Here is a 20,582-nt window from a genome sequence, read left to right on the forward strand (position 1 = left end):
GAGTCTTTGGGGGAGCTTTGTGACATAGTAAATAAGGAAAAATTTTTATACCCCGGGACAGAACTGAAACTGGTATTTAAGGCTGCATAAGCTGCATTTAAATTTGGCTAATGTCAGGAGCTCTGAATTTAGGAATAGTGTAACGCTATTTACCTAAAGGGCGTTTAATTTTTTTGGTAGTAGGGACCGCAATAAAAATCAATCTGGTGACATATAGTATTCAAAGTCTGGGTTTTGAAAAGGGTATGAGCAACACCACATGTTGGTATTCCGAGAAATTAAAACCCTCGCAACATAACACGTTATAAGGCGCTTCCAGAACTCTGGCCAGGACCAACAACATTACTTCTTCCCGTCCTGCCTGTTTTATAATTGGAACCGATTAACTTTCATGCCGTTAGCGGTGATGTATGTCTTTTTTCCACGAACAGATGTATCAGCCACCTGCGGCAAGTATATTATCATTTTTTTTGCTGAATTTTATACACATCATAACTTTTTTTTAAAATAATCCTGAACCGGCCCTATTTTTCTGGTGACGGTATCACCCTTGAAAAGCCTGGTAGTACTACTGATTCAAATAGTTAAAATCATTCATGTAAAAAGGCATATAAATTAATCTTATGACATCATGATAAAAGGTTATTTGCAAACGGCTTAAGGCTATGTGATTAATTTCGACACAACAGGAGGAAAAATCTATGACTTTTAAAAACATTGAAATTCAACCTTGGCAATCCCACTTCACTCTGCCTGACCAGTTTAACATGGAGACCCTGCTCCTTGAGCGCCATATAGATAATGGTCGAGGGAACAACATCGCAATATATTGTGGTGATGAAGAAATCACATATCATCAACTTGGGGAACTCACCAACAAAGCTGGAAACGGCATGACTAAATTGGGACTCAAGCCGCACCAAAGAGTTATATTATTACTACATGACAGCCCAACGTTTTTTTCCACCTTTTTGGGAGTTATGAAAGTGGGTGCCGTACCGGTGCCCATCAACGTCATGGCAACATCTGAAGATTTAGCCTATTTCATCAATGACAGCAAAGCAGCATTTGTTGTAGTGGAGCAGGAACTTCTGAACAAACTCGAACCTATTCTTGAAGACTGCCCTGAACTTCAGAAAGTAGTGGTCAAAGGTTCGACTGCAGGTCATACCTCATTTGAGGAAATGATTCAAATCGCCTCATCAAAATTGTCCGTCTATCCAACCAAACAAAACGATCAGTCCTACTGGCTTTACACTTCAGGCACAACCGGTCAACCCAAAGGAGTGGTCCATTTGCACAGGGACCTTGCATACGCTGTAGAGCCCTGGGGTCACAATGTCGTTGGATTTACGCCTGAAGATACCGTGTACTGCATCTCTAGATTATTCTTTTCATATGGGTTAAACAATGGATTATATCTTCCGCTCTACTACGGTGGATCAGTCATCCTTACCGAGGATCGTCCTCTCCCCGAAAACATAACAAAAATATTAAAGCGCTACCGGCCGACACTGTTTTTCTCAGTGCCCACCTCATACGGTCAGCTCTTGAATTATCTGGAAGAAAAAAAAATCGACCTGGACTTAAATTCCCTGCGTCATTGCATGTCCGCTGGAGAAGCCTTACCTGCTCCTTTGTATGAGAGGTGGTTAAACCGCTTCGGCATAGAAATTCTTGATGGTATAGGGTCCTCAGAGGTGGGTTGGGTATACATTGCCAATCGTCCCGGCAAGGTCAAGAAAAAAAGCTGTGGTACCCCTCTTCCAGGCTACAAGGTGGAGGTACGAGACGAAGATGGCAATAAGCTTTCAAATGGTGAGGAAGGAGAACTTTGGGTATCAAGCAACACTTTAGCTAGCTGCTATTGGAATAAACCCGACAAAACAGCGGATACGTTTCAAGATGGATGGATGAAGACTGGGGATCGGATACGTGTCGATAAGAAGGGTTACGTTTATTACGCCGGCAGAAGCGACGATGCACTCAAGGTAGGCGGTATTTGGGTATCTCCCCTGGAGGTAGAAGAAGCTCTTCTGGAACATACGGCTGTGGCGGAATGCGCCGTGGTACCTCAAAAAGACGAAATGGGCCTGATTAAACCCAAGGCTTTTGTAAACCTTAAAAATGGATATGAACAGAATGAAGCGTTTATTGCCGAACTGAAGGCCTTTGTTAAGCAAAGACTGGCGCCATACAAATACCCTCGCTGGGTAGAAATTGTTGAAGAAATACCCAAAACGTCAACTGGGAAGATCCAGCGTTACATGTTGCGGAAGAGGGTAGATTAATAAAACTTAAGCCCTACTGATTGGTTATGGAAAGGCGAAAATAGTGTGAGGAGGTGATACAGCGTCGGTAAAATGGTTGATGGAATTATTTTCCTACAAAAGACCATGGTTACTGCTCTTAAAAATAGATTCTCCGATTCATACACCCAATACCACTAAATTATTTTTAATAAGTAAGGACTAAATATTTTTATCAACCGGTCCTGAAAAAATGTACCACTTTTAAGCGAAAGGAAGAGAGGAAGAGATGACTCTAGAACAAGAACTTAAAGCCATTGTAGGAAAAGAAAATGTCTTTGAGGTTGCTGAAGTGCTCGAAAGCTACGCTCAAGACAATAGTTTTTCTTCAGTCAAAACGCCACGGTGTGTGGTAAAACCACATAGTACGGAGGATGTTCAGAAAATTGTCAAGCTGGCAAGCGCCAACAAGACACCTCTTGTGCCGGTTAGCTCAGGAGCGCCTCATTTCAATGGTGATACTTTGCCGGAGGTGGAAGGTGCGGTTATCTTGGATATGAGCGGGATGAAGAAAATTCTCAGGATAGACCGTCGAAATCGTGTGGCCATGATCGAGCCTGGAGTCACTTTTGATGAACTGATTCCGGAGTTAAAGAAAGAGCAATTGGCTCCCTTTATGCCCTTGACGCCACGAAACACAAAATCAGTCCTCACTACGTGGCTTGAGAGGAATCCCATAACAATGCCGAAGCATCATTGGGATGGTCAAGACCCTTTGCTGTGTCTTGAGGTTGTATACGGAAATGGAGATCTTTTCCGGACCGGCTCAGCCGCAGGTCCGGGCTCAATAGAAGAACAATTAGAAGTCGGTCGCGCCCAGGTGAGACCCGGCGGTCCTTCCCAGGTAGATTATGCCAAATTAGCTCAAGGGGCTCAGGGCACTATGGGTTTGGTGACCTGGATATCGATGAAATGCAAAGTACTTCCCGATGAGAAACGCTCATTTCTGGTTGGATCAGATGATATTGTCAGACTTTATGACCTTGCGCGGAAAAGCATATACAATCGGCATGATGCTCAGTGCTTGATATTGAACCGCCTGAACTTAGCTTCCCTGATGAAAGGAACAAAAGAAGAAATAACGGCCCTTTCTCAAGAACTACCTTCGTGGATACTGGTAATTGTTCTGGAAGGCGGAGGGTTGTTCCCGGAGGATCGGGTAGCGTATCAGGAAAAGGAATTCCTGGAAGAAGCCGAAAGGTTCGACCTCAAACCGGAAGAATCTATTGCAGGTGTCACCGCCGAAGATGTTGAAAATGTATTGGGAAAATCATCCGGACAAGACTACTGGAAACTTAGATACAAAGGGGGATGTCAGGATATATTCTTCATAACGACACTAAAACAAACTGCTGGTTTCGTTGAAAAAGTGAAAGAGCTGGCAGGGGCTTACCAATATTCAAACGAGGATATTGGTGTATACATTCAGCCGGCCTTTCAAGGCGTCAACTGCCATTGTGAATTTAACCTTAACTACGATCCGGGCAATGTTGAAGAAACGGACAAGGTAAAGGCATTTTTTAAGGAGAGCAGCCGAGCCATTGCCGATATGGGGGGGTTCTTTTCCCGTCCTTATGGGCCTTGGGCGGACATCGCTTATGGTGCCGCTCCGGATAGTGTGGATGCCATAAAGAGACTTAAAAATATTTTTGATCCCGATGGTATTCTGAATCCAGGAAAACTGTGCGTATAAGGAGAATGAAATGAGCTTAGAAGTATATGAACGTGATATGACTCGCTGCAGCAGGTGTTCCTATTGCAAATTTGTGCCCCATGTAAAATGGAAAAATTATGAAACTGCTGCGGTTTGTCCAAGTATCAGCCGATATCACTTTCACAGTTGGTCGGCCGGGGGGAAAATGATTACCGGTCTGGCGCTTCTTAGGGGTCGGATTGAGTATTCGGATACTTTGATGGACATTGTTTATCAATGCTGTATGGACGGTGCCTGTGATGTTTCCTGCAAAAACCAGCGGGATCTGGAGCCTCTGGAAATGATGCTTTCGTTGCGGGCAAAAATGGTCGAGGATGGTCAGCTTCATCCTGCTCATATGTTTGCAATTGACGGTCTGAAAAAAGAAGACAATATGTTGCAGCAGAAAAAGGCGGATCGTGGCAGATGGGCTGAAGGACTGGACGTCAAGGACCTGACAAAAGAAAAGGCCGACGTTTTATTTCACGCCGGATGCCGGCTTAGTTTCGACGAAGCGCTTTGGGATATTTCCCGAGGGGCCATCAAGATTCTCAAAAAAGCGGGTGTTGATGTGGGCATAATGGGAAAAGACGAGGCTTGTTGCGGCGGCCGGGCCTATGAAATGGGTTATCAGGGAGAACTCACCAAATATGCTGAGCATAACCTGGACGTCTGGAAAAACGCAGGAGTCAAAACTGTTGTAACCTCCTGCGCTGAATGTTACCAGGCGTTTAAGGTTCTTTACGATAAGATCGGCAAAAAGCCTACCGTAAAAATTCTTCACATCACCGAATTTATCGAACAATTGATCGAAGAAGGCAAGTTGAAGCTTGACAATGAGGTTCCAATGACAGTGACCTATCATGATCCCTGTCATCTTGGCAGGTTGGCTGAACCTTGGATCCACTGGGAAGGTGAAGAGAAAAAGGTTATGGGTCAGATGATTGTTCATGATCCACCTAAGACATATAGACGAGGCGCCAATGGCGTGTATGACGCACCCAGGAACGTTCTGAAAAGCATTCCGGGTCTTAAATTGGTAGAGATGGATAGAATCAGGGAATACGCATGGTGTTGCGGAGCTGGCGGCGGAGTGATAGACGCTTACCCTGATTTCGCACAATGGACAGCGGCAGAAAGATTGAAGGAAGCTGAAAACACAGGAGCGGATGCTATCGTAACTGCGTGCTCATGGTGCGAGAGGAATTTTCTCGACACCGTTAAAGAAAACGGAAATTCCATCCAGGTCTTAGACATTATCCAGCTTGTTCAAAAAGCAATGGTATAAGGAGAGAATATGAGTATTTCAAAAGAAGCTTACCGTGCACTGGAAGGTATTGTTGGGCCTGAATATATTTCCCAGGATCCTGTCATCATGGACAGTTATTGTTTTGTGTGGGGAAATGAAGTCATGTTCGGGGACAAATTTGCTGCAAGACCCATTGCAGTTATCATCCCAGGATCTGCCGAGGAGGTTCAAGAGGTTGTAAAGGTCTGCAATCAATATAATGTTAAATTCAGACCGCATGCAACGGGCTGGGAGGCGACTGCTTTGTCGGCGGCCGAAGGATTTCTTCCCATAGATTTGAGAAGATTAAACAAGATCATAGAAATTAATGAAGATAGCATGTACGGCGTTGTTGAGCCTTATGTTTCGATAGGCGCGCTAACCATCGAGGCAACAAAAAAAGGAATGCGATGCTACTCCCTGGGCGCTGGCCCCAGTGCATCCGTGGTTGCCAGCTCAACGTCTCATTGCGGAATTGGAAACGCATCCATCTTTACAGGGGTCGGCGGCCGTTCCGTTTTAGGCGTCGAATGGATCTTGCCGGATGGGAAATTATTAAGGCTGGGTTCTCTCGGTGCCGGCTGCGGGTGGTTCTCTGGAGACGGACCCGGTCCAAGCCTTCGTGGCGCCATGAGGGGCGTTGTCGGAGCCAATGGGGGCTTGGGTGTCATCACCAAGGTGGCTGTAAAGCTTACCCCATGGTATGGGCCGAAAGTATTGGAAACATCCAATAATCCTCCCTCATATAGCAATGATCTACCGGAAAACTTTAAGGTATTTACAATGACATTCCCCACTCGGGAGGATGTTGTGGATGCCCTTTATTTAATCAGTGAGGAAGAAATATCACATGTTTGCAGCAGGCGGGGACCCTTTGCCGTCGCGTCCGGTCTGGTGGGTTCAAATGAAGAAATGTGGGAGTTATGGAAAAAAGGGATTTACCAGAAAAAATGCGCTAATTCAATCGTTCTGATCATGGACTCTACCTCCCCTGAATGCTTAGAGTACAGAGTAAAGGTGTTAAACAAGATTGTGGAAAAAACCAATGGCGCCTACTTTACCGAAGATTCTCACAGAGATGGGGGCAAATACGCTCATGGCTTGTTGGGGATCGGCGGAAACAAAGGTGCTTTCCGGGCAGGCGGTACTTTCAATGAAGGACCGGGAGCAGAAGAGACCATGGACTCTCTCCTGAATTTGCAAGTGATGGCCAATGAGTTAAAGGAAGAATTCGTAAAGACCGGTAAATTGCTTGACGACGGAGACCCCATTTGGTTACAGCCCTTCGAACAAGGCCAGATCGGCGGACATGGAGAAATTCCCGTACGGTTTGACCCCTGTGACAAAGAGGCGGTTAAAGTTGCCAGGGAACATTACGAAGAAGCCTGTAAAAGAGAACTTGCTTCTAAACTCGGTATCGGACCGCTTGAAGGTGGAATTGGGTTTAATGACGAAATTAACGATACCGCAGGACCGGAAACAATGAATTATCACCTTTGGATGAAAAAAATAAAAAAGGCGCTGGATCCCAATCTGGTATCAGAAGCCTCTTTTTATACAAATCCCAAGGAATAATAGCACTAGCCGAAAAACGAGACGGTTTACAGCACAATAAATGTAATGTGAGAAAGAGTAGCCTTAAACGTGGGAGAAACACTGTTTTGTCCCTGCCGATTCCGATTCAAAAAAAATCGTTTTTAGAGATCGGCAGGGAACAAAACACGATCAATTTAATAACGTCAAAAGGGTAATATGGAGAGAATAGTAACGGTCAAATTACTATCCAGTGGCGAAACCATAGAAGTATCTCGAGAGAAAGCACAAAAAATTTTGCAAAATACTTACAAAGATCCTATTGGCGGACTCGTCATCGATGGAAAAACCAATAAAGTCATTCATCATTTAAGTTCGGATGTGGAATGTATATGTGTTCTGGAGAAATTTCTTGATGGTGGTTAGAGCCATTCGCCATTTGGGCTTGATCATCGTTTCGGCCAATACCCAGAAGGAGTCAGGCTTGCGTTATTGACGCTTTTGCTGAATTTATTTGCTATTACAGTCTGTTATCAAAAGCATGGAGCCTGATAAAAGATTCAGCCTCCAATAACACAAGCCTGAGCCCGTTGAACCATCAATTACGACAAGTGGGCGAAGTTAGGATCAAGCCCCGCCATTTAACTGATTTGCTTTTATATGAGGCGTGAAAAATGATTGAAATGAATACGATTGAAAAAACACTTTTTAACGAAGCAAAACCATATTTATCAATAAGAAGAAACGAAATACACACACAAAACGTAATCGACTTTGCATTTAAGCTGTTACAGGAAGAAAAAGGCGACAGGGACATTGTGATACCTGCAGCCATTTTGCACGACGTTGGTTGGATTAAAATCTCCGAGGACAACATAAGAAAAGCAATGGGCCCCAACGGTGATGAGAGCATCGTTAGGGTCCATGAAGAGGAAGGCGTCAAAATAGCAGAGGGCATACTTGAAAAACATTTAAACTCTCATCGAAAAATATCAGAAATCCTCGAAATTATATCCGGTCACGACACTAGAGAAGATGCACTATCCATGAATGATAAAATCGTTAAAGATGCCGACAAACTTTCACGGTACGATGTGTCTTTTTTAAATTTAGTGGATTGGTGTGATTTTACAACCCAGGAACTGTTTCACCAACTTGAATCAAATATATCGAAATGGTTTTTTCTACCTTTGTCTAAAAAAATAGCGAACGAAGAATTGATCAAAAGGAGGAAAGAAACACTTAAATACTGTGAAGTGAGCGGTTAACACATTCCCGGTCTCCACGATTCCATGTCCATGACTTCCAAACAACACTCTTTTACCATGATGGTAAAATTAGGGCCGACAAGGAAGAAAAATTTGTGGCATATGGTCTTTGTTTAGGGGGTTGGGCGATTCATCAACGGATTAAAGAAAGGATTAGGATCTCATGGAAAAATGCTTAAAATGGATGTTGGTTGTTCTGGGTTGTTTTTTATTTTCGTTGGGTGGTGCCCTTTCAATTGAGGCTGCTACATCAGGCTCTCACTACCCGCTCGGCTGCGAGGGTGTCATGGCGGCCACGTTACCGCCACCGGGAGTTTACTACCGTGCTTACACCTCCTGGTATAACCCCACGACGCTGAAAAATGACAATGGAGATGAAATGAATGTTGGTTTTAATACAGACGCCTTTGCAATAGCGCATCGATTCGTATGGGTTACAAAGAAAAAAATCCTGGGGGCTGACTACGCATTCGATATGATCGTGCCGGTGGTTGATATTAATGTCAACATAAAAGCCTTGGGCGTATCCGACAGCCAATCGTTATCGCTGGGCGACATTTGTATCCAACCTCTTGGCCTGGGTTGGCATGGGTCCCGCTGGGATGCGTCGTTGGCCCTGGCAGTCCTCGCACCCACCGGAGAGTACGATTCGAACAAACCGGCTTCGCCGGGCCTTGGCTATTGGACGGGCTTATTTACCCTGGGGGGAACCTTATACCTTGACCAGGAAAAATCATGGTCAATCAGCGCATTGACACGAACGCTGGTTCATACTGAGCAAGAGGACACAAATGTCACTCCCGGTTCAGAATTTCTTGTGGAGTATGGTTTGGGTAAACAAATTCCAGTCAATAAGAAATTGCTTGTGCGTCCCGGGATTGCCGGCTATGCGTATTGGCAGATTGACGATGATAGCGATGACGGTCCGGGTACAATTGCCGACGAGCGCAAAAAAAGTTTTGCCCTGGGGGCGGAAATAAACTTCCTCTGGTTACCGCCGACGAATTTTCAGCTGAACTTGAGGGTATTACGCGAATTTGGCGCTGAAAATACCACTGAAGGGTCAAAGATTGTGTTTACACTGACTAAAGGATGGTAGCCGCTGTTGTCGTATGATCGAACATCTTTAAGGGGGAGCGAATATGGGTTTATGTGGTTGGAAGGGAAAAATTTTAAGAGTCGACCTGACCCGGGGAAAAATCGGTGAAGAGGATCTTTCCGATGATTTGATGCTAAACTATATCGGAGGCCGAATTGCCGGAAATAAGATACTGCTTGACGAGATGGACCCCATGGTCGACCCTTTGGGCCCTGATAATAAACTCATTTTTGCAACAGGACCGCTCACGGGCACGGGAGTGCCCGCGGGGGGAAGATTTATCGCAGTTTCCAAATCCCCCCTGACAGGAGGAATCGCTAACCCTTGCTGCGGAGGATATTTCGGCGCAAATCTAAAGTATGCAGGCTACGACTTCCTGATCATCGAGGGCAAATCCCCTGAACCGGCATATTTGAGTATCGTCAACGATCAGGTAACCATCAAACCTGCGGAGCATCTTTGGGGAAAATGGGCCACCGAGACGGAAAACGCTATTCGGGCTGAATTAAGCGATTCAAAGGATGCCTGGGGAAGAAATACGCCGAGCGTGCTCCTGATCGGACCGGCAGGGGAAAATCTCGTGAGCTTCGCCTCTATCATGTCCGATGGGGGCAGAGCGCTGGGCCGTTCGGGGCTGGGGGCAGTCATGGGATCCAAAAATTTGAAAGCAATTGGGGTAAAAGGAACCGGAGAAGTTCGAATTGCCGATGTAAAGGGATTTCAAAAAGCAATAATTGATTTTATCGGCGAGGCCAGGGAGACGGGTCAGCTTGAAAACCGGTCTAAATGGGGCACATGGGATCTGATCGGGCGTGCCCAGAAAACAGGAACCTTATGTTCCCTGAACTTTAAGGAGGGGGATTTTGATGGATTCAAACCCTACGAGGATCCGGCTACAATTCGAGACAAAATTCGTGTCAGGGACGAAGCGTGCTTCGGGTGTCCATTTCGATGCGGGAAGCGTAGTACGATATTCGATCCTGCCTACCCTGGAACGGCAAAGGGACCGGAGCATGAAACCTTGGGGCTTTTCGGTTCCAATTGCGGCGTTGCCGATCTGGATGAAATATGGAAAGCCAATTATTTGTGCAATGAGTTAGGAATGGACACCATTACCGGGGGGGCCACAATATCCTGCGCCATGGAACTTTATGAACTTGGATATTTAACCGGAAAAACAATCGGTTATCCATTAAACTTCGGTAATGGAACAGCGATACTGGAACTTCTAAAAAAAACCGCTTTCAGGAAGGATTTCGGGGACCAGCTGGCGGATGGGGGGTACGCTGTGGCGGAACGGGCCGGGCATCCCGAGCTTTTTATGGGGGTGAAAAAACAAGGTTTCCCTGCCTGGCACCCCCAGGGACGTTTTCCAGGTCTTGAGGTCATCGGCCTTCAGTATGCAACCAGCCCAGTCGGTGCCAGTCATACAAAATCGGTGATGACATTTCACTCCCAGTCCGACGATCTTACTCCTCTGGTCGCTTGGACCAAACATTATCAGGACTATGTGTCCATCGTGGACGCCGGGGTATTGTGCTGGATTATCTATCACGGCCCCATGTGGGAAGACAAGGCCTCCTCATGGCTTGAGCTGGTGACCGGGGTCTCCTACTCCCAGGACAAGCTTATGATGATTGGCGAAAAAAACTGGAACATGGAACGGCTGTTTAACCTTGCCGCCGGATTAAGCTCAGAGGATGACGGGCTGCCACAGAGGATGCTGACCGAAGCTCCCCCCAGGGGAGGACGCGTCGTGGATCTACCTCCCTTGCTGGAAGAATATCACAGAATTCGGGGTTGGGATAATAAAGGCGTTCCTAAACCGGAAAAGCTTGAAGAACTAGGGTTAAGCGAATGGAAGGTAAAGGTGCAATGAAAATCAATATAGATCATACCAAATGCAGTGGGTGCAAGCTCTGTGAGGTTGCGTGTTCCTTAAACCATACTGGCGCCGTGAATGTTCAGAGATCTAGAATCAGGGTGTTCATCGGCGAGGAGTTCTGTCTGCCGGTCATTGCCAGGAATTATAAGGCCGTATGCGATTCAAAAGGAGATATGGTCATGTACAACGGTCATGAGGTGGACGAGTGCGTTGTGTGCAGGGCTTCCTGCCCGGTTAAATCGGTATTCAAGGAACTGGATGGGAAGACGCCGTTAAAGTGTGATTTTTGTCGTGGCGATCCACAATGTGTAAGGTGGTGCCCCACCGGAGCGCTAACGCTGGTCGGTGGGAGATAACTCACTTCTGACCATATGACGATTCAGAATAAATACTATAAAAAGAAGGCAGGTTGTGTTACATGGAATATGTTAGACGGTTTTAAAAAAATATCAGGAGATGCGACCATTTGCATTGACAGTGCGGACGAAAAAGGATTTACCCTAAAGGAGTAGATATTTAATGATTAATTACAATTATCTTAGATCCTTTTATCACGTAGCAAAGAATCTCAGCTTTACCTTAGCAGCCGAAGATCTTTTTGTTACTCAACCCGCTATAACAAGGCAGGTAAAGGTTCTTGAGAATCTTTGGGAGATGAAACTTTTTGAAAATTCCCGGGGGAAGATTTACCTTACCGAGGAAGGAAAATACCTTTTTGATTATGTAAAAAAGGTGTTTGATTATGAAAAAGAGATCGAAATGGCGGTAGAAGATATTAGAGGATTAAAACAAGGTGTCCTTCGCTTATCCACTACAACATATGTGCCGAACTTTATGGCATTTCTAACAAATAAGTTTAAAAAAAAATATCCCCATATAAAAGTCCAGTTAAATCACATTGGATCAGAGGACAGCATCAATATGCTGCGTATGGGGCATAGTGAAATTGCAATAATGCCAATGGTTAAGGAGTACACTGATGTCGATTTTATTCATCTGGATAATCCGGAAGTCATACTTGTAGTGAATCCTGATCATCCGTTGGCCTTAAAAGGTGTCGCTTCATTGGAGGATCTATCCAGGGAGCCACTTATCTTGAAGGAACCGGGCTCTGGAACGGCGAAAGTTGTTGCTGACTTCTTCAAGCAACATCACATCACTCCTAATATTTTTTTTGAACTTGGTGATACCGAATCCATCAAACGGATGGTTCAGAGAGGGCATGGCGTTTCCCTTTTAGTGGAATATACAGTATCCCGAGAGATTTCAGAAGGAAAATTGGTTTCAATCCCCATAGAGGAACATAAGATTTTTTTACCTATCCATATCGTATATTTAAAAGATCGTCACTTCTCTCTTCCTGCAATTGCCTTCCTCAATATTTTGTCAAAAGTGGCTCCAGGATCACCCCACTTTCCTCATTTGGCTTCGTCTTGGCCTAAAGATTGTCCTTTCATGTGATTGGCAAAACCAACTAATTATTTCAGATTTTGAAGCCTTACCCAAGATTGCAATTTCCCCGGATCTATCTATATGGTGTTGCTTTTCCTACTCCTGACCTTTTTAAACTCCTTATTTAATTTTTTCGTAATGCTACAAATAATAGTCAAACCTTTTCATTTTTAAGCATTTTTTTTTACCTATAACCCTGCCTTATTACGTCATTAAAAAAAGTCATTTGCCTAGTTTTTAATTATCTGAAATTATTCACATATTCAAATTTAAAAATATTCAAGCGATTAGGCGTTTAAATAATTGGTTCACGGATATAAGGAAAAACAAATGAAAAAAACCATTGTTATTGTTGGGACTCTGGATACTAAAGGGGATGAAGTGGATCTCCTGAGATCATTAATTAAAAAAAGAGGGCATCATGTCATCGTTATAGATACCGGCATTCTTCACGAGCCACAAATCCAAGCCGATGTCAGCAAAAATAAAATTGCTTTGGCTGGTGGTGGGGATATCCAGAGCCTTATAGAAAAAGGTGATGAGTCCTATGCCCAAAAAATTATGGCAGCAGGTTTAAAAAAGACGATAAGTTCCATGTTAAAAGGAAAAAAGATACAAGGGATATTGGCCATCGGCGGTGGTCAAGGCTCGACAATAGCCGCACCAACACTTAAATCCTTACCTTTGGGCTTACCCAAAATGCTGATTTCTACCAAGATTTCCCAGGCTGGCGTATGGCCTTACATCGGCGCCAAAGATGTAATGATCGTTCCGCCTGTGGCAGATCTGGCAGGAATCAATCGGCTAACACGACAGGTTCTCAACAACGCGGCTGGGGCCATGGTTGGCATGGTAGAAACTCCTCCAGTCAAGGATCTGAACAGACCGCTTGTTGTTTTAAGTATGAATGGGACTGTAACCACATGCGGATTGACGATTAAAAACATTCTTGAATCTGAGGGTTATGCGGTATTGGTTTTTCACAGCATCGGAACCGGTGGGTTTGCTCTTGAGGAATATGTAAAATCATATGACGTGCAGGGGGTCATTGAACTGGCAGTGAATGAAATTGTCAACGACCTTACCGGTGGTCTTGCCTCTGCGGGTCCTGATCGTCTCACAGCGGCTGGAAAACGTGGCATTCCACAGGTTATTGTCCCGGGGAGCGCAGACTTCATTAATTTTTTGGGTCCTGAAACCATACCTCCCAGATATAGCGGCAGAAGGATTCATAGCCATAACCCCCAGGCCTTTTTGGTCAGAACCAATGAGAAGGAAAATACACTGCTCGGCAAAACAATAGCAGACAAGTTAAATCAATCTCAGGGCCCGGTCGTGCTTCTCTGGCCTGAGAAAGGCCTTTCCACTCTTGACAGTCAGGGAAAGCCCTTCCGGGATACAAAGGCGGATGAAGCACTTCTGGAAGCCCTAAAAACGCATCTTAATGGACGTACAGATATAATAGAATACGACGTCCATATAAATGACAATGACTTTGCTCAGGCAGTGGTTGCCGAGTTCAAAAATTTAGTGGCAGATAACAATGTACCAAGGACAGTGAGTATAAAAACCGATCATTGCGTTGTTTAATTTGTCTGTCTCTTAAATAATAGGGGCAATATAAAAAAGCAATGAGCGCAAATGATCACGCCGAAAACGTTTTTATTACCAAGTATAGGAGGAAGCGTATGAGCAAAAAATCCAATAAGGATGTATGGATTTATGGGGAAGTAACCGATGGAGAGTTAGATGTAAAGACTCTTGAATTATTGACCATGGGAAAAAAACTGGCCATAGACTTGGATGAAGAGCTTGCAATCGTCTTAATGGGCGACAACCTTGATCCCGTCGCCCAGGATCTTGCCGGTTTTGGCCCTGATAAAATTTATAAGGTCGAGAGTCCTTTATTAAATCGGTTTAATGGCGAGATATGGGTCGATGTTCTTGAAAAACTCTTCAAGGAACTAAAGCCAAGGGTTTTTCTGGCGTCCCAGTCTTTTGTAGGAATAGAGGTTGCACCAAGATTGGCATTTCGTTTGGATTGTGAAATCATAACCGATTGTATCGATCTGAAGATAGATCCGGATGACGGCAGCCTCATTAAAACCAAAGCGATATACGGTGGCAACGTCGTTGCTACCTTCAAACAAAAAGGCGCGACGCAGATGGCGACGGTCAGGGAAAAAGCGAACAAGCTGGCCGAGAGAGGGGCAGAACTGGGTAAAATTATAGACATCAAACCGGATATCGATGAATCCATTGTTAAAATTCAATCCCTGGAGGTCGTTCGGGAAGACGTCGTAGCACTCAATAAAGCGGATGTCATCATCTCCGGCGGCAGAGGCATAGGGGGTATTGAAGGATTCGAAGAGTTAGCAACTTTGGTGCCTCTATTTAAAGAATCTTTTGCAAACGTTATTATAGGTGCGAGCAGGCCTGCCATAGATTCCGGATGGATTTCATCCAACCGCCAGATCGGCTTGACCGGTGAGATGGTTGCACCGGATTTCTATATCGCCGTCGGTATTTCCGGCGCCATCCAACACATCGCCGGAATGTCCAAGAGCAAGACTGTCGTTGCCATCAATAAAGACGAAGATAGCAACATCTTTAATTTAGCCGATTACGGTGTAGTTGGTGATTACAGGGAAATTCTACCAGCCTTTAAAAAGAAATGGGGGGGAGTATAATGAATCCAATAAAAATTATCGTTTGCGCAAAACAGGTCCCAGATCCTGAAGCCCCTGCTAATTTGGTTGAAATTGATTCTGATACAAAAATGGTTAAAATAAAGGGTCTTCCTCCTGGAATCAACAGCTATGACCAGAACGCCATTGAGGCGGCCCTGAAAATTAAAGAAAAAACGGGGGCAAAGGTTACGGTCGTAAGTGTGGGATCAAAACTTTCCCAGAGCATTTTACGAAAAGCCCTGGCTGTAGGCGTTGACGACCTTGTTCTTGTGGATGATTCCGATTTCAAAGATCTCGACAGCCGTTCCACTGCCGATGTTCTTTCCAAGGCCATAGAAAAAATCGGAGAATACGATCTGGTCTTTACCGGAAGGCAAGCCAGTGACTGGGATTCAGGGCAGACGGGCTTAATCCTTGGAGAAATGTTGGGGATTCCCATCGTTAATCTGGTCGGCGGTGTGACGATTGAAGACAGAAGCGTTTCTGTCAAAAGAATGATACCTGGCGGATATGAGCGGGTTAAAGGCGACATGCCGGTATTGCTTACAATCAGTAACGAGGTTGGAGAGATGCGCGTTCCGTCGTTAAGAACGGTTCTTGAGTCTCGTAAGCGCCCCATAGAAGTCTGGCAGTCTGACGACCTTAAAATTGATACCCAGGAATTAAACCCTTTTGAAATTCTGGCTCTGACTTCACCGCCAAACATGGAAAGGGAGTGCAGTTTCATAGAAGGAGACTCACCTGAGGAAAGAGGCGAAAATTTGGCAATGACTTTAAAAAAAGCATTCTTAAAAAATAATTGAGATAATGAAAAGGAGATAATAAAATCGAAAACGATTCCTTTAAGTGATCGTTTTCTTCATGATAATAGTTTACTTATAAGAAAAACAGGAGGCGTACAATGGGTGATTTTATCGTTATGGGGGCGTGGAATACAAAAAAGCAGGAACTTGATTACATCTGCAAGGAACTTAAAAAAAGATCACATAAAGCCATTAAACTTGACCTAGGCACGAACATACAATCTCATGATAGAGGGAAAGTCATTGATGAAACGATTGTAAAATGCAGGGAACAGCTAAAAGAAATTGTCACAAATAGACCGATCTCAGGAGCGATCTCAATCGGCGGCGGAACAGGTCTCTATATGGGGCTGAGTCTGATGGGGGATCTCCCCTTGTTTCTGCCCAAGGTTATGATATCAACAATGATCGCCAATAGTCTCCACGTATTTGAATCCTATAAAGACATCGTGTACCTTCAAACCCCCTTTGACTTTGCTGGCGCCTTGAACCCGGCCGTAAAGGGAGTCCTTGAGGTGGGCACCGGCATTTTGGCTGCAATGCACTACAAAATGCCGGAATTTGATCGACCCGCTATTGCGATAACGAGCGTCGGCGCTTGTTTTGGTTATGTTGAAGCAGCAGATGAATTCTGGACAGATAAAGACTTCTATCTCGTGCCTTTCCATGGTACCGGAGAGGGCACGATGGCAATGGCGGAAATGATCCGTGAGGGCTACTTCGCAGGTGTCCTGGATGTGAGTCCCCACGATATTATGGATCATATCGGAGGTGGCGATTATGGAAACATCACCGAAGACAGGGTTGCGTCATATTTTTCCATGGACGTTCCAACGATCATCTGTCCCGGCGGATTCGAGTCCATTACCGGGACTAATAAACGTTATGACCCGGACGCTCCTTTTTTTAAAGGAAGAAAGCACGTCAATCATGACTTTAGATGGGGCGCCATGTCCAAAAAAGAGGAAGTCATAAAAGCAACGGAATGGATTGGCAATATTTACAAAAAGACAAATCCAAAAAACACAAAGTTTTTAATTCCTTTAGATGCATGGTCTTATTTTGGCAAAAAAGGTGGAGATTACTATGATCCCGAAATGAACCCGGCATTCATAAACTGTCTAAAGACATTTGTAAAAGAAGACTCAATTGTCGAAGTTGATATGGACATTAATGACCCCGCCTTTGGGACGCTGGCTTCTGAACATTTATATGAATTAATTAAAAATCAACCCGGTGGGTTGTGGCTGTCCCCATTGGTGATGGAAAATGTTTTGCTGGAGCATTCACATGTTAGTGAGGCAGTAGTCGTTACAGAGGGGAACGAGTCTGGTCTGGATAAACCGGTCGCTTTTGTTGTACTTAAAGATGGCCATAAGCCCACACCAGATTTGGAAAAAGAAGTATCAGACTTTGTACGGAGTAGAACAAATCACGCCAAATACCCTCAAAGAATCAATTTTGTAGATGAATTGCCGAGAACAGTCACCGGTAAGGTTCAGCGCTATAAGTTGCGGGATAAACTGACGCATGAAACGGAAAGCCAGGCAGTGAAATAATCTTGCAACTGACATAAAAGCGCAGATTACTACGATCCGGATTGGGTCTAATACCCCGCTGATTGAAGCGGGGTATTAATTCTGCATCAGAAAAAAATAATGGTTAGCATTTTCAAAAATAACCGAATAAAAAAAATTTGAACGTACTTCACAACCGGTTTTCAAATTTGTTTCTATCCTTATTTTTTAAGCGCAACCATTGAAATGGTCTTATTTATAATAAATTTTATACGTGTTGATATAAAAACAACAGGTTCCAATAGAGTAGGAGGAAAGGTTATGAAAAAAGATTGTGAAATGTCACTTCAGGGATTACCAGTGGCAGGGGGAATTGCAGAGGGATTTGCCGCCGTCATTCAAAGACCTGCGGATCTCGGGATAGTCGACCGGAATACCATTCTGGTTTGCCCCTACCTATCCCCTGTTTATTTAACTGTATTTTCACTGATCCAGGGCATCGTTACTGAGAAAGGTGGTGTCATGTCCATCGCAGCTTCTATTGCAAGAGAGAATAACCTGCCTGCTGTGGCAGGGATTCTACATGGCGTGAATATTATTAATGAAGGGGACCTCCTCCGGATAAATGGAGCAGACGGGATAGTTCAAATCATTTCAAGGGCAGCCTAAGTATTTATCTAAACCAATAACAAAAATTTTCCATTAGGCAACTGCTCTGCCCTATTGCCTGCTAGACTATGGATGTATATTTCAAGAATGGAACATCCATTCAAATGCTTTATGGAGACGATAAAACTGCAGAAAACTACTCTCTTGAGAAACGACCTGTATTCATAGTCCTGGGTCATATATTGTAATCTGATTGTTCAAGACTTAACCCTTTTCCAGCAAAAGATATTGAATCAGGTTTTCTATGAAAAATTATGAAAATAAGCTCTTGACCCATGAGGAGATCAAAAGTAGTCATGACTGATCAAGAAGCATTAAATTTACTTTTAGATGCACTTCGAGATGCTGGCATCCCTGAATAAAAAGCATTAAGATCACAGTGGCTGAAAGGCTTTCTTCCGGCATGAAGCAAGGCTGGCGTTTCACACTCATACTTTAGGGCGAGCCTTAGAAAAACCAGTCCTGTTTTTATGACTCCAAAAATTACAAATAACATGAATCTGGATTCTTCAAATATTCAAAAGGTATCCTTAAAATTTTTAGCAAGTAATTTTTTGAGTGCAATCCAGAAGAAGGCGATAACGTGTTAGATTCACAGATAGTCCGGAGAAAGGTTCGTTTTTGTAATGTCTATACTATAATTAAAGACTGGGTAGCCCAAATCATATTTTAAAAATTCAGGGGTTTACCTAATTGACAAACTACTTCAGCTTTACTAAGTGATTGTAAGAAATCAAAAATCCATGACAAAACCAGACCTTATAGAAGTGGGGATGGAAAGCCACGGGTCTGAATGACAACCGGGTTACAGAATAGGTGATCCATTTTTTTATTGAGGAGGTTCTATGAAAAAAGTCGTATTGATGATGATTTTCATTGTCGGGATAATCGTCTCTGTATCTGTCGTCTGGGCAGAAGCTGTTGGGGATGTGAACGGTGATGGTGTTGTTGGAATGCCAGAGGCCATTAGTGCGCTGCAAGTTTCGACCGGAACCAGGAGTGCGTTATCAACAAACATCCCCACGTATAATTTCAGTGAATATTTTAATATTGATGGCGCTGAATACCTTTACCATGAAGTCTGGACCTCCAAAAGTAATGATGGAACATACAATAGTTCAGAATCTGATTATTTCGTGAAGACCACAACAGAATCGACAGGCGAACAGATAACCTATGTTCAGGACTGGGGAGATTGGGTATACTATTTTTCCGTTATTAACTCAGTGATCGTTAAGATAAAAGAGGAAAATTTTTACCAAAACCCACCGACCATAACAACATACTCCCCACCATATGCAATAGGCAGCACCCAAATGAAAGTGGGAGATGCCTTTACGACTGCTTTCGCCACAAATAATAGCAACCCTCCCGTTATCCGGGAATATACGTTTTTAGGTCTTGAAGACGTCGCTACGCCAGCTGGAACCTTTCAAGGTTGTTTAAAAATACGCAGGGTCCGTAGCGATCGATCCGGGATTTCATTGTACTATTATGCAAAAAATGTTGGAGTGGTAAAAGAAATCTATTGCTATGAAGATAACGGTGGTATTTACGAATTGACAGCTGCAAATATTGACGGGACAACTTATGGTGGAGAACTCACAAGCTGCACAGGGACCTTTACCGATTCCAGTACCCAGGCGACAGGACACTTCCGTCTTGGGTATGTATATGCCGGTACCAAATATGAAGGCCACCTTACTGTATTTTCTTCCCCCTACTCCGAGCAGTATGATATAACATCGCAGGATGGGATTACATTTACCTGTCCCTACCCAGATCCAAATTTTCCCGGAAGCTTTGGTAGCCTTACGATACAAAACGGCATCATCAGCGGAACAGTTGACGGGTGGGATCAGGGAGTACAATATATTTTAAATGGTACTTGCGGCACCGATAAACAAAACAAATAAAACCGATCACGAATTCCTACCAGCTTCATTCTTTTTGTTGGGCCGCCCTTTTTATATTTCAATTTGTTGGAGCTGTTGTCTTAATGCTGATGATGAAATTACTTTCCCGGCCGAATAGGCTTCTGCTTTATCAGGGTAAATGTCCCATTTCATGACTTGAAGTACCAGGATAATTCTCCTTTCTTTTTTTAAAATCAAAAAAAGGCGCCCCTACAAAGAAGTATACAGATCTGAACATTATCAAAAAGAGTATAGTATCAGTACGAAATGATTTGAAATTCTGATAACCGAATTAATCATCAGAGTTTCGAATTAGCGTAAAGAAATATTCAATTATATTTAACCAAACATAATAAATTAAACCACGCCCCCCCCTTATTGGCGATATCGTTGAATCGGAAAAATTCTGCCACATGATATAAAAAGTGGCTTAACTGGTGCCCAAAATATCGGGAAGGAT

16 protein-coding genes and 1 riboswitch are annotated in these 20,582 nt (G+C 43.9%); all 16 genes read left to right on the forward strand.

The features are described 5' to 3' along the window. Positions 1-701 precede the first annotated feature (701 nt). The 16 genes from Q1Q15_RS20425 (at position 702) to Q1Q15_RS20500 (ending at position 20,122) form a co-directional block, all read left to right on the forward strand. A complete protein-coding gene (locus tag Q1Q15_RS20425) occupies positions 702-2,291 on the forward strand; it encodes a benzoate-CoA ligase family protein (protein ID WP_300464145.1) in 1,590 nt (529 codons plus the stop codon). Between the two features lie 247 nt (positions 2,292-2,538). Beyond that, positions 2,539-4,002, forward strand: coding sequence for an FAD-binding oxidoreductase (locus tag Q1Q15_RS20430; protein ID WP_300464147.1), 1,464 nt, complete (start codon positions 2,539-2,541; stop codon positions 4,000-4,002). A 10-nt stretch (positions 4,003-4,012) separates the two neighbouring features. Beyond that, positions 4,013-5,290, forward strand: coding sequence for a (Fe-S)-binding protein (locus tag Q1Q15_RS20435; protein ID WP_300464149.1), 1,278 nt, complete (start codon positions 4,013-4,015; stop codon positions 5,288-5,290). 9 nt (positions 5,291-5,299) lie between these two features. Further along, a complete protein-coding gene (locus Q1Q15_RS20440) occupies positions 5,300-6,865 on the forward strand; it encodes an FAD-binding protein (RefSeq protein ID WP_300464151.1) in 1,566 nt (521 codons plus the stop codon). Positions 6,866-7,042: 177 nt separating this feature from the next. Then, positions 7,043-7,249, forward strand: coding sequence for a hypothetical protein (locus tag Q1Q15_RS20445; RefSeq protein ID WP_300464153.1), 207 nt, complete (start codon positions 7,043-7,045; stop codon positions 7,247-7,249). Between the two features lie 248 nt (positions 7,250-7,497). Then, positions 7,498-8,091 carry an HD domain-containing protein gene (locus Q1Q15_RS20450; protein ID WP_300464155.1) on the forward strand — a complete coding sequence of 198 codons (594 nt, stop codon included), beginning with the start codon at positions 7,498-7,500 and terminating at the stop codon, positions 8,089-8,091. A 163-nt stretch (positions 8,092-8,254) separates the two neighbouring features. Next, entirely contained in the window at positions 8,255-9,190 is a 936-nt protein-coding gene (locus Q1Q15_RS20455; RefSeq protein WP_300464157.1) for a transporter, read from the forward strand. Between the two features lie 43 nt (positions 9,191-9,233). Beyond that, positions 9,234-11,069, forward strand: a complete 1,836-nt coding sequence (locus Q1Q15_RS20460) for an aldehyde ferredoxin oxidoreductase family protein (protein WP_300464158.1) — start codon at positions 9,234-9,236, stop codon at positions 11,067-11,069. Continuing rightward, entirely contained in the window at positions 11,066-11,431 is a 366-nt protein-coding gene (locus tag Q1Q15_RS20465; RefSeq protein WP_300464160.1) for a hypothetical protein, read from the forward strand. Before Q1Q15_RS20460 ends, Q1Q15_RS20465 begins: the two co-directional genes overlap by 4 nt. Before the next feature lie 163 nt (positions 11,432-11,594). After that, entirely contained in the window at positions 11,595-12,536 is a 942-nt protein-coding gene (locus tag Q1Q15_RS20470; RefSeq protein WP_300464162.1) for a LysR family transcriptional regulator, read from the forward strand. 321 nt (positions 12,537-12,857) lie between these two features. Continuing rightward, positions 12,858-14,117, forward strand: a complete 1,260-nt coding sequence (locus Q1Q15_RS20475) for a Tm-1-like ATP-binding domain-containing protein (RefSeq protein ID WP_300464163.1) — start codon at positions 12,858-12,860, stop codon at positions 14,115-14,117. A gap of 98 nt (positions 14,118-14,215) precedes the next feature. After that, positions 14,216-15,217, forward strand: a complete 1,002-nt coding sequence (locus tag Q1Q15_RS20480; protein WP_300464165.1) for an electron transfer flavoprotein subunit alpha/FixB family protein — start codon at positions 14,216-14,218, stop codon at positions 15,215-15,217. Further along, on the forward strand, positions 15,217-16,020 hold the full coding sequence (locus tag Q1Q15_RS20485) for an electron transfer flavoprotein subunit beta/FixA family protein (protein WP_300464167.1): 804 nt from the start codon (positions 15,217-15,219) through the stop codon (positions 16,018-16,020). The genes Q1Q15_RS20480 and Q1Q15_RS20485 overlap by 1 nt, the downstream gene beginning before the upstream one ends. Before the next feature lie 98 nt (positions 16,021-16,118). Further along, complete coding sequence (locus Q1Q15_RS20490) at positions 16,119-17,579, forward strand: Tm-1-like ATP-binding domain-containing protein (RefSeq protein ID WP_300464168.1); 1,461 nt, start codon at positions 16,119-16,121, stop codon at positions 17,577-17,579. A 279-nt stretch (positions 17,580-17,858) separates the two neighbouring features. Continuing rightward, positions 17,859-18,206, forward strand: coding sequence for a PEP-utilizing enzyme (locus Q1Q15_RS20495; protein WP_300464170.1), 348 nt, complete (start codon positions 17,859-17,861; stop codon positions 18,204-18,206). Between the two features lie 741 nt (positions 18,207-18,947). After that, a riboswitch (cyclic di-GMP riboswitch) is annotated at positions 18,948-19,019 on the forward strand. A 32-nt stretch (positions 19,020-19,051) separates the two neighbouring features. Next, entirely contained in the window at positions 19,052-20,122 is a 1,071-nt protein-coding gene (locus tag Q1Q15_RS20500) for a hypothetical protein (protein ID WP_300464172.1), read from the forward strand. The last annotated feature ends 460 nt before the right edge of the window (positions 20,123-20,582 follow it).

It is taken from the genome of Desulfobacula sp. (assembly GCF_030145145.1).
In the GTDB taxonomy this organism is placed as follows: Bacteria; Desulfobacterota; Desulfobacteria; order Desulfobacterales; family Desulfobacteraceae; genus Desulfobacula.